Origin of the sequence: Nostoc sp., from assembly GCF_036917435.1 — a bacterium.
Lineage (GTDB): Bacteria > Cyanobacteriota > Cyanobacteriia > Cyanobacteriales > Nostocaceae > Nostoc.
Genome location: NZ_JBALDM010000001.1, coordinates 103,980 through 117,477 on the forward strand (window position 1 = coordinate 103,980; position 13,498 = coordinate 117,477).

Annotated in this window: 17 protein-coding genes and 1 pseudogene; 12 read left to right on the forward strand and 6 right to left on the reverse strand. The window is 40.4% G+C overall.

What is annotated here, in order from left to right:
• Positions 1-2 precede the first annotated feature (2 nt).
• From V7K98_RS00450 to V7K98_RS00465, 4 genes and pseudogenes are all read left to right on the forward strand, one after another.
• Positions 3-227: a type II toxin-antitoxin system HicB family antitoxin gene (locus V7K98_RS00450; RefSeq protein WP_335018519.1), complete on the forward strand. Its 225-nt coding sequence runs from the start codon at positions 3-5 to the stop codon at positions 225-227.
• Positions 223-360: pseudogene (locus V7K98_RS00455) on the forward strand (ABC transporter ATP-binding protein); the annotation flags it as partial. The gene V7K98_RS00450 and the pseudogene V7K98_RS00455, both read left to right, overlap by 5 nt.
• 32 nt (positions 361-392) lie before the next feature.
• The gene (locus V7K98_RS00460) at positions 393-968 is read left to right on the forward strand and encodes a Uma2 family endonuclease (RefSeq protein ID WP_335018521.1); all 576 of its coding nucleotides are present in this window, start codon (positions 393-395) and stop codon (positions 966-968) included.
• A gap of 135 nt (positions 969-1,103) precedes the next feature.
• On the forward strand, positions 1,104-1,661 hold the full coding sequence (locus V7K98_RS00465; RefSeq protein WP_335018523.1) for a YfbM family protein: 558 nt from the start codon (positions 1,104-1,106) through the stop codon (positions 1,659-1,661).
• A 31-nt stretch (positions 1,662-1,692) separates the two neighbouring features.
• On the opposite strand, the gene V7K98_RS00470 is transcribed toward V7K98_RS00465, so the two are convergent.
• Positions 1,693-2,283, reverse strand: coding sequence for a Uma2 family endonuclease (locus V7K98_RS00470; RefSeq protein WP_335018525.1), 591 nt, complete (start codon positions 2,281-2,283; stop codon positions 1,693-1,695).
• A gap of 108 nt (positions 2,284-2,391) precedes the next feature.
• Positions 2,392-3,012, reverse strand: a complete 621-nt coding sequence (locus V7K98_RS00475; RefSeq protein ID WP_335018527.1) for a Uma2 family endonuclease — start codon at positions 3,010-3,012, stop codon at positions 2,392-2,394.
• 372 nt (positions 3,013-3,384) lie between these two features.
• Between V7K98_RS00475 and V7K98_RS00480 the strand changes: the two genes are divergently transcribed.
• A complete protein-coding gene (locus V7K98_RS00480; RefSeq protein WP_335018529.1) occupies positions 3,385-4,077 on the forward strand; it encodes a Uma2 family endonuclease in 693 nt (230 codons plus the stop codon).
• An 8-nt stretch (positions 4,078-4,085) separates the two neighbouring features.
• On the opposite strand, the gene V7K98_RS00485 is transcribed toward V7K98_RS00480, so the two are convergent.
• The 3 genes from V7K98_RS00485 to glpX all read right to left on the reverse strand — a co-directional run bounded on the left by V7K98_RS00485 (position 4,086) and on the right by glpX (position 7,316).
• Complete coding sequence (locus tag V7K98_RS00485) at positions 4,086-4,652, reverse strand: DUF2087 domain-containing protein (protein ID WP_335018531.1); 567 nt, start codon at positions 4,650-4,652, stop codon at positions 4,086-4,088.
• A 100-nt stretch (positions 4,653-4,752) separates the two neighbouring features.
• On the reverse strand, positions 4,753-6,039 hold the full coding sequence (locus V7K98_RS00490; protein WP_335018533.1) for a glutamyl-tRNA reductase: 1,287 nt from the start codon (positions 6,037-6,039) through the stop codon (positions 4,753-4,755).
• Positions 6,040-6,278: 239 nt separating this feature from the next.
• Entirely contained in the window at positions 6,279-7,316 is a 1,038-nt protein-coding gene (gene glpX / locus V7K98_RS00495) for a class II fructose-bisphosphatase (RefSeq protein WP_335018535.1), read from the reverse strand.
• Positions 7,317-7,580: 264 nt separating this feature from the next.
• Here glpX and V7K98_RS00500 point away from each other — a divergent pair, with 264 nt between their 5' ends.
• The 7 genes from V7K98_RS00500 (at position 7,581) to grxD (ending at position 12,549) form a co-directional block, all read left to right on the forward strand.
• On the forward strand, positions 7,581-8,153 hold the full coding sequence (locus tag V7K98_RS00500) for a DUF981 family protein (protein ID WP_335018537.1): 573 nt from the start codon (positions 7,581-7,583) through the stop codon (positions 8,151-8,153).
• Between the two features lie 48 nt (positions 8,154-8,201).
• The gene (gene grxC / locus V7K98_RS00505) at positions 8,202-8,516 is read left to right on the forward strand and encodes a glutaredoxin 3 (protein WP_335018539.1); all 315 of its coding nucleotides are present in this window, start codon (positions 8,202-8,204) and stop codon (positions 8,514-8,516) included.
• A gap of 309 nt (positions 8,517-8,825) precedes the next feature.
• Positions 8,826-9,311, forward strand: a complete 486-nt coding sequence (gene tadA / locus V7K98_RS00510; RefSeq protein WP_335018541.1) for a tRNA adenosine(34) deaminase TadA — start codon at positions 8,826-8,828, stop codon at positions 9,309-9,311.
• 113 nt (positions 9,312-9,424) lie between these two features.
• Entirely contained in the window at positions 9,425-10,183 is a 759-nt protein-coding gene (locus tag V7K98_RS00515) for a lysophospholipid acyltransferase family protein (RefSeq protein WP_335018543.1), read from the forward strand.
• 824 nt (positions 10,184-11,007) lie between these two features.
• Positions 11,008-11,616, forward strand: a complete 609-nt coding sequence (locus tag V7K98_RS00520; RefSeq protein ID WP_335018544.1) for a hypothetical protein — start codon at positions 11,008-11,010, stop codon at positions 11,614-11,616.
• 243 nt (positions 11,617-11,859) lie between these two features.
• Positions 11,860-12,117 carry a BolA family protein gene (locus V7K98_RS00525; RefSeq protein ID WP_094346138.1) on the forward strand — a complete coding sequence of 86 codons (258 nt, stop codon included), beginning with the start codon at positions 11,860-11,862 and terminating at the stop codon, positions 12,115-12,117.
• Between the two features lie 108 nt (positions 12,118-12,225).
• Positions 12,226-12,549, forward strand: coding sequence for a Grx4 family monothiol glutaredoxin (gene grxD / locus V7K98_RS00530; protein ID WP_335018546.1), 324 nt, complete (start codon positions 12,226-12,228; stop codon positions 12,547-12,549).
• A 284-nt stretch (positions 12,550-12,833) separates the two neighbouring features.
• Here the strand turns inward: grxD and V7K98_RS00535 are convergent, their stop codons facing one another.
• Entirely contained in the window at positions 12,834-13,082 is a 249-nt protein-coding gene (locus tag V7K98_RS00535; RefSeq protein ID WP_335018548.1) for a DUF6761 family protein, read from the reverse strand.
• Positions 13,083-13,498: the final 416 nt, after the last annotated feature.

A 13,498-nucleotide genomic window follows, 5' to 3' on the forward strand; every position in this document is an offset into this window, starting at 1 on the left:
ACATGAAATATACAATATTAATTCAATGGTCAAATGAAGATGAATGTTATGTAGTTTCATTACCTGATTTCCCGGATGTTATGCAGCCTTGTACTCATGGAGATACTTATGAGGAGGCTTTGAAAAATGCTCAGCAAGTCTTAGAAATGTTAATCGAATCTTACTTAGAAGATGGTCAGCCTTTACCAGATCCACAAATATTAGGTAAATCTTTAAAAGTGGCTTGAATACAATATGGATGTGATTATGTCACTGTGCGATCGCGTTTGGGTACTTGCCGAAGGGCAAAATTTGGCTGACGGTACACCCGCAGAGATTCAAAGCAATCCCAAAGTTTTAGAAGCGTATTTGGGAAAATAGATCGGAGATGAAATTGGAGTGGAAAAAAATCTATGTCGATGATGACAGTCAAAGATTTAGAACAAGTTCAAACCCTTTTTACCGAAGCAGGTTTAGATTACCAGCTGGAGCTCGAAAATGGAAAAATTTCAATAATGGGGCCGTCAGATATTGTATCCAGCGAAATCAGTAGTCGTCTCATTGCCTTCCTCTTTGCTTGGGTAAATCCTCGTCGCTGGGGAAGAGTATTTGATTCGGCTGGCGGTTTCATCATGCCAGATACAAACCTCAAAGCACCTGATGTTTCGTTTGTTCGGGCTTCCCGAATTCTCCAAAGTCCTCGTTACTTTGGAGAACTTGTTCCTGACTTGGTGGCAGAAATTAAATCCCAGAGCGATAAAATTAAAGTTATAGCAGCCAAAATTCTGAAATTTAGAGAACTAGGAGCGATCGTCGGCATTCTGATTGATCCTGATGAAGAGACAGTGACAATTTATCGCTCTATAGGCGAACCAACAATTTTAGAAAATGGCGATACTTTAACCATACCAGAACTTTTTCCCGGTTGGGAATTGCCTGTTACTGAATTGTGGCCTCCTATCTTTACCGAGGAAGAAACACAAATTTAGTGAAGAACTGTTTGCTTTCTGTTTATGAAATGTATTTAGTAATTTGACTTTGGACAAATAAAAGTACATGAATATTGTTAATTGCCTAAACTCAAAGGGAATACTATTAATGGCATTTAGGCTCGAGCAAATATTATGGGTATTACAGTTAGCTATAAACGCATTACGCCACAAAAGTTTGCAGAAATTCAGAATGATACCGAAGCGGCAGCATCTTTCTTTGAGCTTGATTTAGATGATTTAGATTTTAGTAATCCCCAGGCAATGATTGCTAAACTACAAGAGCAGCGAAGCAATGAACACAACTTCCGGCTTGAAGATTGGCACGCACTACATTTTCTTCTCACTGGAGAGTCAAGTTTGTCAGGTGATACCCAAGCATCATCACCTCTTTGTAATGTAGTCATGGGAGGTACGCCGACACAGTTTCAAGCGACTTACGGATTTGTACGCTATCTCACACTTGAAGAGGTTCAAGATGTTGCTGATGCTTTAAGTCAAATTTCTGTTGAAGAATTGAAGAGGCGATTTAATTCTACTGTATTTAATTCAGCAGAAATCTACCCAAATCCTAGCCCTGGAGGATGGGATGAAGAAGAGATAGAGCCGTTATTTGAGCTATATCCACAATTGGTAGAGTTTTTTCAAAATGCTGCTAAAGAAGGTGATATTGTTTTGCTGTCATCCGATTAATTTTTCTTATCTAGTCAAATTACAAATTATTTTAGTCTTCATTATTTTCTGCAAAATTAACTTGCTCATAAAAGTCGCGCAATTCAATTTTAAAATCAATCGTTTGCAGTGATAAAGTTGCAGATTCATGTTCCAGTTCAGTAAATGACCATTGACTTTCCGCAGTTTTTACATAGTGCATCAGATGGTACTGATATTGGTCAATTAAAATGTATTCCTTGAACTCTGGAATAGAGCGATAATAAAGAAACTTATCACCTTGGTCATAATTTTTAGTCGATTTAGATAAAACTTCAGCAATTAACATCGGGTTCATAACCGTTGTTGTGCTAGTTTCTGTATAAATAGGTTGTCCCTCAATTACCATTACATCGGGATACGTATACTGCCGATAACGGGGTATCCACAAACGCACATCGCCAATATAAACATCATAATTCTTGCCTCTTAAACCAAACTTCAAATAAGCATAAAAGTTGCCTGCAATTTTATTATGATTTGTAGTGCCACCCGTCATAGCTACAATTTCTCCATCACGGTATTCGCTTTTATATTCTGCCTTTTCTTCAATTTCTAAATACTCTTCAGGTGTGTAATATAATTTTTGTGTTTCTAACTGCATAAATATACAACCTATGATTGTGCAGCTTTAAGGTGCTGGACTAAAAATTTGTTTGAGGCTCGATTCCACTGATGAAATTCTCCATTTTCCCGCCGACGCGAAAATAGATTAAGCATTGCCAGTTTGAAAAATTTCTTGCACCGTCAAGTTAAAGTTAGAGAATGTTGGTGATAGAATGGTATCGCGTTCCCGAAACTTCCGAACCTGATATTCACCTTCATCTAAAGAGCAAACAAGGATAGTCGGTTGTTTCGGTTTCCCGATGTACTCCCTACCACCTAGCGCTGCATAATCAACAATCCAATATTCTGGAATCCCCATTTCTTCATAATCTGCATATTTCTTGTGGTAATCATCACGCCAGTTAGTGCTTACTACCTCCACCACTAGGGGGACTGATAACCCTTGAGTAACTGTTGATTCTTTTTTCCATCGTGGTTCATTCACGAGATTAGGACGGTTGAGTATCAGGATGTCTGGTGAATAACCTGATTCGCTTGTAGATGTTTTGACTAGTACAGTTTTTGGAATGATGTAAGGTAAGTTTAATCGAAGGTATTCAGCAGTTAATTGTTGTGCTAAAAATCCTACAATCTCTTCATGATCGCCTACTGGCTGTGCCATTTCTACTATCACCCCATTGTGCAGTTCATAGCGCTTCCCCGAATTCTCTGGTATCCACTCAACAAAATCATCAAAGGTTATTAGTTTTGGAGGTGCTTGAGTCATAATCACCTACTTATGAAATGTGGGAGTTTATTGAAAATCACCGAGAGAAAGTCGTACACAGGGTCAAATTTTTGGAAATTTGGCTCGTCTTAAAATTTAACATTCTGCTTTTGATTTTAATGCTGAATCGACTGCAAGAGTGGGGAATTGGCCCAGAACAACTCTTGTGAAACATCTTTCATATCTATAGTGCAAAAGTGTAGAAATATTTTCCTACACTTTTTCTGATTCTATCGGTATGCGTTCCTGGGTGAAGAAAAGGCGATCGCACAATCAACTATATTATATAGTACATAGTTACCACTAATTGCTAGGAAATTGTCAATCTACCATCTAAACTATGAGAAAGACCAAGAGTGGAGGCATAGCGTTATGGTAATCACTCCCAATACCGCATCTGAGGTCATCTACCCAGAAAGCGATGGACAACCAATCGCAGAAAATACCAAGCAATTTCGTTGGATAGTCACTATTAAAGAAAATTTAGAAATTTTATTTGCATCGCAATCAGATGTATTTATCGCTGGAGATTTACTTTGGTATCCAGTTGAAGGCAATCCTAACATCAAAAAAGCACCTGATGCTTTGGTAGTGTTTGGTAGACCCAAGGGAGATAGAGGTTCTTACAAGCAATGGGAAGAAGAAAACATTCCGCCACAGGTGGTATTTGAAATATTATCTCCTGGTAATACAACTAAAGAAATGGCGCATAAACTCCTGTTTTATCAACGTTATGGAGTTGAAGAATATTATATTTATGACCCAGACCAAAATGAATTAACAGGGTTTGTACGCTCAGAAGATTGGTTGCAAGAAATTAACCAGATTCATGGGTGGATAAGTCCCCGTTTGCAAATCCGCTTTCAACTTACCCCACAAACTTTAGAAATATATCGCCTTGATGGATACAAGTTTCTTACACCCGTTGAGCTTGACCAAGTACGTATACAAGAACGTCAAGCTAAAGAAATAGCTCTCCAACAACTAGAGGAAGAACGCCAACGATATCAAGATTTATTGACACGACTAAAAGAACGGGGAATTGACCCAGAACAACTTTCGTGAAACATCTTTTATATGTATGTTGTACGCCAATAAACCCCATTCTCTCGTTGCATTAATTGACAAGCAATAAACTCCCGTCGCAGGGTGGCGCAGTCAGGATGGTAGCGTTTGAGAATGTCATTTACCAAGCGTTCAGGATAGTTGATTCCCACTTCAAACTGGTTTGCTAACCACTTGAGAATAACTAGACGCTTTTTGCGACTAGCGGGGATTTCTTTGAGACATTCGCCCTCGAAATAGTTTTTCAACACTTTGCTTTCCCAAGCCTCAGTATCCACATCCTCAATCAAAGATGCTATTTTCTCAGGTGTGAAAATTTCCTTACTGATGCTTTGCAAAGCCTCGCTATCCAATTGATACAGATGGCTATTACCCTCCGGGCGCATTGTCACCAAATTTAGCTCTTTAAGTTTCGCCAAATGATGGGATACTGTCGGCTCCTTGAGTTGCAGTAGCGCCGCTAATTCTTCGACGCTACACTCCTGATTTACCAGGATACCTACAATTTTCAATCGGCTACCATCCGCTAATGCCTTGAAAAAACGTAGTAAGACATTAAATTGCTCTGGTTGCATAACTAATTTCTAATTAGATAGATGTCTAATTAGAAGTATATCTAATTGAAAAGCTAAGATCCCCAACTTTTCATAGAAATCGGGGATTTTGTTGTTCAGTTTAACTAAACTGTTCCTCTGCATCTAAGTTGAACAGCATTTGCAGAGTTTGCATACAGCGCCGTCTGGCTTCAACATCTTGCTGCGATCGCAACTGTACCATCGGGTCATGTAAAATTTTATTGACAATTCCCCGTGTTAATGCTTCAATTACCTCTTGATGTTTTTCAGCGAATTCCGAACCCAATCTCGACAAAGCTTTTTCTAACTCTTGTTCGCGGATGGTTTCGACTTTATTTCGCAGACAGCTAATAGTGCTAACAGTTTCAAGAGAACGCCACCAAATATCAAAAGCTTCCACTTCTTCCTCTAAAAGTCGCTCGGCTTCTTGTGCAATCTTCCGACGGCTTTCGTAGTTTTGCGCCACTACAGCCTTCAAATCATCCACATTAAACGCCTGTACATTTTCCAGTTCATTCACGTCTGCATGAACATTACGCGGTACAGAAATATCAAATAACATCAGAGAACGCTGAACTTCCAAAACCACTTCCAACTTGGCTCTGTCAAGTATTGGCTCAGTTGCCGAAGTACTTGTAAACACTAAATCACTATCGGCAATCACTGCCATCATTTCCGATAGCGGATGAATTTGGATCGGTTGTTGAGGGAACTGCTTTGCTAATTCTTGGGCGCGATCGCGGGAGCGGTTTACAATACTAATTTGCACAGCACCTTTAGAAATTAGATGTTGCACCAACAGCCGTGACATTTTACCAGCACCGAGAATTACCACTCGACAAGCAGCTAAATTTGCCACTTTTATCTGTGCTAATTCCACAGCCGCCGAACTAATAGAGACAGCACCAGTACCAATACTAGTTTCAGTGCGAACCCGCTTACCTGCTGTTAACGCTTGTTTAAATAATCGATTCAAAATGGTTTTTATACCGTTATATTGCTGTCCCAGTTTGTGAGTAGTTTTCACCTGAGCCAGAATTTGGCCTTCTCCGAGTACCAAACTATCTAAACCACCTGCTACCCGCATGACGTGCATCACAGCATCATCATGTAGAAGCATAAATAAATGTTGTCGCAGAGAAGGTACGGATAATTTACTATATTCCGCCAGAAACTGAGTTATTTCTCGGATACCTTGGTCTGCTTCATTGGTAACAATGTAGATTTCCAGGCGGTTACAAGTGCTAAGAATTGCAACCTCATCAATATGGGGATAGCTGGCCAGTTGAGCGATCGCACTTTCAATCTGTGGTTCTGGAATACTCAGTTTTTCCCGGACTTCTACTGGGGCTGTTTTATGGCTTAACCCCACCACTGCTATATTCATTTGCTAAATCGTAGTTACTAGTTGGTAGTTGAAAATAGGCATTGAGTCAGAATAGGGAATGGGGAATTTTTGTTTATTGGTTGGTAGTTTTTCCCTGCAACAAACAACAAATAATCACTAACTACTAACTACTAACTACTATAAGGATGAAGTACTTGGGTGACTATTTTTCATTTTTATCGAAAGATTTCTTTCCAAATACTTTACCCCTACTTAAATCATTCCCCATTCCCTAAAAATTAGTTCAGTTGGAGAGTCTTGGGTTCACCAAGCATGTGAATTGTATCAACAAATCGAGCAGTTTTCGATTGGTTAGAAATTACCAAGCTTTGAGTTCTGGCTCCACCACTGAAGAAACGTACACCTTCCATCAGATTACCACTGGTAATGCCGCAAGCTGCGAACAGAACAGTTTTACCAGATGCCAGTTCATGAGCATCATAGACCTTATCAGGGTCATTGATATTCATAGACGTTAAACGCTCAATATTGGCTTCTCTGCTTTCTCCAATCAGACCAGTTTTTACCACTGCTGGATCGTAGATCAGTTGACCTTGGAAGTGTCCACCCAAAGCACGCATTGCTGCTGCCGAGATTACACCTTCAGGAGCCGCACCGATACCCATCAGCGCGTGGATATTAGTTCCAGCAAAACCACAGCTGATAGCTGCACCCACATCACCGTCTGAAATTAGGGCGACTCTCGCTCCAGCCTCACGGATTTCTTTAATTAAATCGTTGTGGCGTTCGCGTTTCATGACAACAATCACAAGTTCTTCAATCGAGCGTTCTAGACACTCAGCGAGAATCTTGAGGTTTTCTGTTGCTGACTTGTTGATGTCTACCTTGCCTTTAGCTGCGGGAGGTGCTGCTAACTTCTTCATGTAAAAGTCAGGAGCCGCAAATAATCCACCCTTTTCAGAAATTGCCAAGACAGCCATCGAACCAGGTTGTCCATAAGCTACCAAGTTTGTACCTTCGCAGGGGTCAACGGCGATATCAATTTCAATTAGTTCATCGGGGTTACAGAGACTTGCGGCATCTGGTTGAGTACAGATACCAACTTCTTCCCCGATGTATAACATAGGCGCGTCGTCGCGTTCGCCTTCCCCAATCACAATGCGACCCCGCATGTGGATTTTATTCATCCGTTCCCGCATAGCTTCCACAGCTACCTGGTCAGCGATGTTTTTTTCGCCTTTACCCATCCACTTTGCGGATGCGATCGCGGCTTGCTCTACTACTTCAATAATCTCTAAACCAAGTGTATTTTCCACAGAGTCTGCCCTCTCAACTGCTTGAATTTCCGTCGTTTCATCTGCCTATTTCAGTTTTCAAGTCTACCAAAGGGCGGATACACGTGGAAGAAAGTTAAGTTTTACTGCTAACTCGTTAGAAAAGTGCCAGTTAACACATATTACTTTTTTACTCATAACTTCTATGTTTCTCTTTAGGTATAAAATTATAATGAAAAAATAAATTCACTAAAAACTCAAAAACGACGCATAGAGTAGATAGCTTATTAAATTCAGAGGTTAATCGTGTTTATCGACTACATCACACTCATGTTGATCAATATGGTAGCTGGGCTATTTCTACTAGCTGACTATGTGTATCGTGGTATAGATAGTTCTAATCAAAAACAGTGGATTCCCGGTTTTGGAATTACGGGTGCGATCGCCCTTACAACAGGTTTACACATGACTTTTACCTGGCCAGTTATTGGTAGCTTTAACATTGCCTTCGGTGAAACAAGTGTCTTATTTGGTATCTTGTTTGTGGCGGCTGCGATCGCACTTGCTCAAGGTTGGGATTTATTGACAATAGCAGTTTACGGCTTCTTTGCTGGGTTAGTTGCGATCGTAGTGGGTATTCGCATCATCAACTTGAACTTGACAAAGCAACCGCTTTTATCGGGAATCGGCTTTATTTTAACTGGCTTAGGTGGTATTTTTGCAGCGCCAACCCTCCACTGGAAAACCAACCGAACTTGGCGGCTAATTGGCGTAGCAGTGCTAATAGTAGCCGCTCTAATTTGGGCATTGACTGGATATTTGTCTTACTGGAATCATTTAGAGAGTTTCCAAAAGTGGGTTCCAGCGCCGATGCGGTAAACAATGATCTAGGCTAGAGACATAGTTAAAATTTTGCTTTTTGAAAATATGCTGGACTTTCTGAATCCCCTATTAAATCGCCATCCAGAGCGAGTCAAAGCCAACGTCGAACTTTACACGTGGCAAACTTGCCCTTACTGCATTCGTGCCAAAATACTACTGTGGTGGAAAGGTGTAAATTTTACCGAATATAAAATCGACGGCGACGAAGCAGCCAGAGCTAAAATGGCAGAACGCGCTAACGGACGACGTACCCTACCACAAATTTTTATTAATAACCAGCACATTGGCGGCTGCGATGACCTCTATCAACTAGACACACAAAGCCAACTTGATCCCCTTTTAGCCCAAGCCGCTATTTAACAATAAGATTATCCCCCAACCACTGACTTAGTACAGAATTTCACAAGTTCCTAGCAAAAAAAACGCCTTGATTAAACCTTTGCGCTTCTCTGCGCTTACCTTTGCGATCCTTTGCGTTTAAATTCACCCCTCAATTCGCCATGAATTTACCCAAAGCCGTACTTAGTCATGTTACATAAGTCAACCTTTGATTTTGAATTGCTCTAGAATCCTGACTACAAACCCTCAAAACTAGCTTGACAAAGTGCCAGTACACGATAGCGGAAATTTGCCCACCTTTAGGGCAGGGAGTGTCAAATTGATAAGAATATGTTAACTAAATACACAGAATATCTTATACATCAACAATGGATGAATTGTGCCTTAGAATTAGCAAAAGCAGCAGGTGATGCAGGTGAAATCCCTGTAGGTGCTGTTATCATTGATTCAACAGGCAAATTGCTGGCACAAGGAGAAAACAGAAAAGAGCGCGACAAAGACCCTACCGCTCATGCGGAAATTCTCGCTCTCAAGACAGCTGCAACAACTTTACAAAATTGGCATCTTAATGAATGTACCCTCTACGTAACACTTGAACCGTGTCCAATGTGTGCAGGTGCTATTTTGCAAGCGCGTGTAGGACAACTTGTATATGGAGTAGACGATACAAAAACTGGCGCAATTCGTACAGTTATTAACATACCCGATAGTGCTGCTTCTAATCACCGTCTCCAAGTCATTGGAGGCATTCTAGAGTCAGCTTGTCGTCAACAATTACAGGCTTGGTTTGCTACTAAGCGGCGTAAGGTAAACTAACGGACAGAGGTAAAACTGTCCATCTAGTACTACAAAAGTCACGCAAGAGAATCTACGGTGTAACTAATCAGGCTTTTCGTTAAATTTTTACCCGTCAATCAGCTGCATCCGTCATGATGGAATTTCACTCTTCATCCGATACCTGCCAGCGCCCACCAGGAAATCATCAGGTGGCTGATACTATCTCAAAGGTTTCTCCTTGGTTAAGTCCTCTGGCACACTTATTAGGCCGTCACTGCTTATTACCATTATTCTTTGGGCAAATTAGAATAACCGGACAAAAAAATATCCCTACAACTGGGCCTTTGATTCTCGCGCCTACACATCGGGCGCGGTGGGATGCGTTGCTTGTACCCTACGCTACGGCTGATTGTCGCAAAGAACAAGACCTGCGCTTTATGGTGACAGCTGACGAATGCCAAGGTTTGCAAGGCTGGTTTGTCAAACGTTTGGGGGGGTTTCCTGTAAATTCTAAGCATCCGTCAATCCGCACGCTGCGACATGGAGTTGAGTTACTTCAGCAGAAAAAAACCTTGGTAATTTTTCCAGAAGGTAATATTTTTCGTGATGGACAAGTTCATCAGTTGAAGCCGGGAATTGCTCGTCTTGCATTGAGTGCTGAATCTAGTCATTCGGGGCTGGGAGTTAAAATCATACCCATAGGTATTAATTACAGCCAACCTTATCCAAATTGGGGCACAGATGTGAGTATTGACATTGGCTCCCCAATTAGAGTGGCAGATTACATCAGTGGCTGTATAAAACACGATGCCAAAAGCATCACAGCTGATTTAGGAAAAGCACTGCAACAATTAAGCCATCAAGAAACAAAAATTACTAATCACGCATTTGCAGAAATTACTAATTCTTGATATAGCGTTGACACTTAACGGTGCATGATTAAGAATCTGTACGTTTTGAAGGTTTGACAACAACTGCTATATGCATCCTGAATAAGTTACCAAAAAATCTTTGGTATTTTGTAACCGTCTAGGATGTATACATATATAGATTACTCTCTATTCAGGGGATATTCGGCCAGATTGGCATTTTTTTGAACAAATAGCTAATAATTATCTGCAAAGTGCTGGATTGGTCGATGAGAAATATTCTTACTACTTCAGTTAACTAGTTACAAGTTGACAGTTAGTGAACCCATGAGAAAGAAAATCACAGGAGTTAATGTTTTAACCCAGTTCACCGAACAAGGCAAAAATAAAAAGTAAAAAGTAAAAAGAAAGAGGAATAAAATCGGTTTGAAGCCCCTGAATTTATTTATGGAAAAGGAAATAAAGATTTGTTTCGTTAGCGTAGCGGCACGACATGCTGTGAAACAAGGCATCCGTACAAGGCAAAAGTAAAAAGTAAAAAGGCAAAAGAAATATTGAATTTATCTTTCTTTTTACTTTTATCTTTTTACTTATTTATGCATCCTTTTTAAATCCCCTAGATTTATTTATGGGGATTATCTTTTTACTTTTTACTTTTTACTTTTTACTTTTTAACGTAGGTATTGTTCATCACGACGATTTAAGTTAGTTAATATACAAGGGCAATGGGAACTCTATGAAAGCGATTTTCAGTCCTAAATCAGGGATACTTAGGATGTAACTTCGCTTTGTCCAAGACCAAAACAGAGTTAAGATACCCGAAGTTTCCATAACTTTTTTATATAGTTGTCGCACTAATTGATCCCATGAACACTGCTGCCGCTGTTACCTTGATGCACCGTACCCTTTTATCAGTCATGGCAGTCCTCAGCCTGCTATCACCTGTGAATGCTCAGGTATCACAGTCACCAGGCACTACCAGCCAACCACAACCCATTGACCCCAACGATCCCAATAACCTGCGTCCCATAACCCAAAGTAACAGCCTTTTGAGCATTGAAGGTGGCGATCGCTTAGTAAAAGAGGCAGACCAAGCCGTTTCTGCTCAAAACTATCCTTTAGCTGCTAAAAAACTACAAGAAGCACGTCAGGTTTATAATCAGCTATCTAATTTTTATCAAGAGTTAAACTCTAGCTTTTCGGGAATTGACAATAGAGTTTCTGATTCTCAGCGTCAAAAAGCTCTCTTAACAGCCCAAAAGCGAGATGAAGCCACTTTTCAGCTAGCATTAGTACATCGGGCACAAAATCAGCCAGAATTAGCTGTGCCATTGTTGGTTCAAATAATTAAGAGTCAAAACCCGACACGAGATTTAGGCAAGAAAGCCTATAAACAGTTGTTTGAGTTGGGTTTTGTTGATTCTCCCTATCCTAGAGAAGGTGGTAGTCCATCTTCCTCATCCCCAAAAAAATAAATTAAATTGGCGTTAGGTGTTTTTCTTGATATCCCAGCCATTTCAAATCCTTCTCAAGGAGAGCAGCACCTTGGAACGCCCCAGTGCTAGGATGTGATTATCTGCCGTAGCTTTGACCCAAGCTTCTCAAAAATCTACCTCAAAGGCGTATTTGTCTCCAGTCTTGCCAAACATCTGAAGTTGGCACAGGCTTTTGCTCTATATCTGTTAATAATAGAAAAGTAAGTTTTTTCAGGAATAGCGATGATTAGTCCGCAGCAGGTTGAGGCAATGATCAAGGCGGAACTGCCAGACGCACAAGTTCAAGTGCAAGACTTGACTGGTGGCGGCGACCACTATCAAGTAACAGTAGTTTCATCGCACTTTGCAGGTAAAGGACTAGTGCAACAGCACCAGTTAGTGTATGGTGCGTTGGGTCAAGCTATGTCAACTGAAGCGATTCATGCCTTGGCAGTAAAAACATACACTCCCGAAACTTGGCAAGCAACAGCAAGTTCCTAAGAGACGCGGTGAATCGCGTCTGTACAGGAGATCCGATAATCGCGTCTGTTAAAAATTTCTAATTCTTCACTCGTCATCGTTGGATGTAACATAGGAAACACAAATACCATGACACCAGAACTCAAAGAGAAAATTGATAATTTGCTACAAGAGAACAAAATTGTAGTTTTCATGAAGGGAAACAAGTTAATGCCCCAGTGTGGTTTCTCCAACAACGTTGTGCAGATTCTCAACACCTTGGGAGTTCCTTTTGAGACGGTTGATGTTCTATCAGACTCTGAAATCCGTCAAGGAATTAAAGAATACTCTAACTGGCCAACAATTCCCCAAGTCTATATCAATGGTGAATTTCTTGGCGGTTCTGACATCTTGATTGAACTGTACCAAAAAGGTGAATTGCAGCAAAAGGTAGAAGTAGCACTAGCTTCCTAATCTCTCTTTACGCAATCAAGGCAATATGCCGTTTTAATGTCCTTGAAAGGGGAGAGAAATAATATCTCCTCTTTCAAGGTTTTTTAATAGGCTGCTGACAAAAATAAAAATACTTTATCTATGGTTGGCTTAATTTCATACCTAATCAACAATCCCCTCAGTCGTATTGAGAAAACCAATATAAGACTGAGGGGATGCGTTTAATCAATACAATATCTCCAAAATCTCACACCACGGAAAAGTATTGACCAATACAGATAATATGCTAAGATTGTCTGCGTTAATCAACGATAATCGGGTTGTGGCTGTGGTTGCGGCACTGCAAAATTTGATCCATCGTACAAGTAGCGGCTGGCTTCCTCTTCTAGGCGATGAATCAGATAAGGTTCAATGACGTTGCTATGTCGCAGTGCGGCTAGGTATCCATCCAAATACATCCGCATATCATCCGTGCGATAACCGCGATTCCATAACTCGACGAAGGCGTCGGTGAGTCTTTGGTAATAGCGGATGGTTTGTGTGTCTTGGAGCATAACTGCTGTATTAATCTCTTGGAATGAGAATTGTAAATGATTCACGCTCAAATGTGAAGTGTAATTTCACTTTGGCATTAACTCAAAGTCAACACATCTACTTTGGGTAGTACCCTCATAGCAGCTACAAGCTACTTTAATCCTATTCCAGAAAACATTGATTCTGGTTTTTTGGTAAATTATTTTTCTGATTTTCATAGTTAATAGCCTAATTGTATTGGTGTTATGTTCTTGGATATAGGCACTAATTTTTGCGGAAAAATCTACTCCCATCAGGTTAAAAAGCTGTTGCATTAACTCTTAGCTGATTGAATTTTAGATGTTTGCCGTATTACACCATGTAGAAGCAGAATGTTAAGCCAGAAGAATTTTTGATAAGTATAACAACACTGCAGATAAATTTAATAAAAATTTAA

What these genes read in the sequence shown, in the direction of transcription:
- V7K98_RS00450 (WP_335018519.1), top strand. Translation starts at nt 3, where the DNA reads ATGAAATATACAATATTAATTCAATGGTCAAATGAAGATGAATGTTAT.
- V7K98_RS00460 (WP_335018521.1), top strand. Translation starts at nt 393, where the DNA reads ATGTCGATGATGACAGTCAAAGATTTAGAACAAGTTCAAACCCTTTTT.
- V7K98_RS00465 (WP_335018523.1), top strand. Translation starts at nt 1,104, where the DNA reads ATGGGTATTACAGTTAGCTATAAACGCATTACGCCACAAAAGTTTGCA.
- V7K98_RS00470 (WP_335018525.1), bottom strand. Translation starts at nt 2,283, where the DNA reads ATGCAGTTAGAAACACAAAAATTATATTACACACCTGAAGAGTATTTA.
- V7K98_RS00475 (WP_335018527.1), bottom strand. Translation starts at nt 3,012, where the DNA reads ATGACTCAAGCACCTCCAAAACTAATAACCTTTGATGATTTTGTTGAG.
- V7K98_RS00480 (WP_335018529.1), top strand. Translation starts at nt 3,385, where the DNA reads ATGGTAATCACTCCCAATACCGCATCTGAGGTCATCTACCCAGAAAGC.
- V7K98_RS00485 (WP_335018531.1), bottom strand. Translation starts at nt 4,652, where the DNA reads ATGCAACCAGAGCAATTTAATGTCTTACTACGTTTTTTCAAGGCATTA.
- V7K98_RS00490 (WP_335018533.1), bottom strand. Translation starts at nt 6,039, where the DNA reads ATGAATATAGCAGTGGTGGGGTTAAGCCATAAAACAGCCCCAGTAGAA.
- grxC (WP_335018539.1), top strand. Translation starts at nt 8,202, where the DNA reads ATGCTGGACTTTCTGAATCCCCTATTAAATCGCCATCCAGAGCGAGTC.
- tadA (WP_335018541.1), top strand. Translation starts at nt 8,826, where the DNA reads ATGTTAACTAAATACACAGAATATCTTATACATCAACAATGGATGAAT.
- V7K98_RS00515 (WP_335018543.1), top strand. Translation starts at nt 9,425, where the DNA reads ATGATGGAATTTCACTCTTCATCCGATACCTGCCAGCGCCCACCAGGA.
- V7K98_RS00520 (WP_335018544.1), top strand. Translation starts at nt 11,008, where the DNA reads ATGAACACTGCTGCCGCTGTTACCTTGATGCACCGTACCCTTTTATCA.
- V7K98_RS00525 (WP_094346138.1), top strand. Translation starts at nt 11,860, where the DNA reads ATGATTAGTCCGCAGCAGGTTGAGGCAATGATCAAGGCGGAACTGCCA.
- grxD (WP_335018546.1), top strand. Translation starts at nt 12,226, where the DNA reads ATGACACCAGAACTCAAAGAGAAAATTGATAATTTGCTACAAGAGAAC.
- V7K98_RS00535 (WP_335018548.1), bottom strand. Translation starts at nt 13,082, where the DNA reads ATGCTCCAAGACACACAAACCATCCGCTATTACCAAAGACTCACCGAC.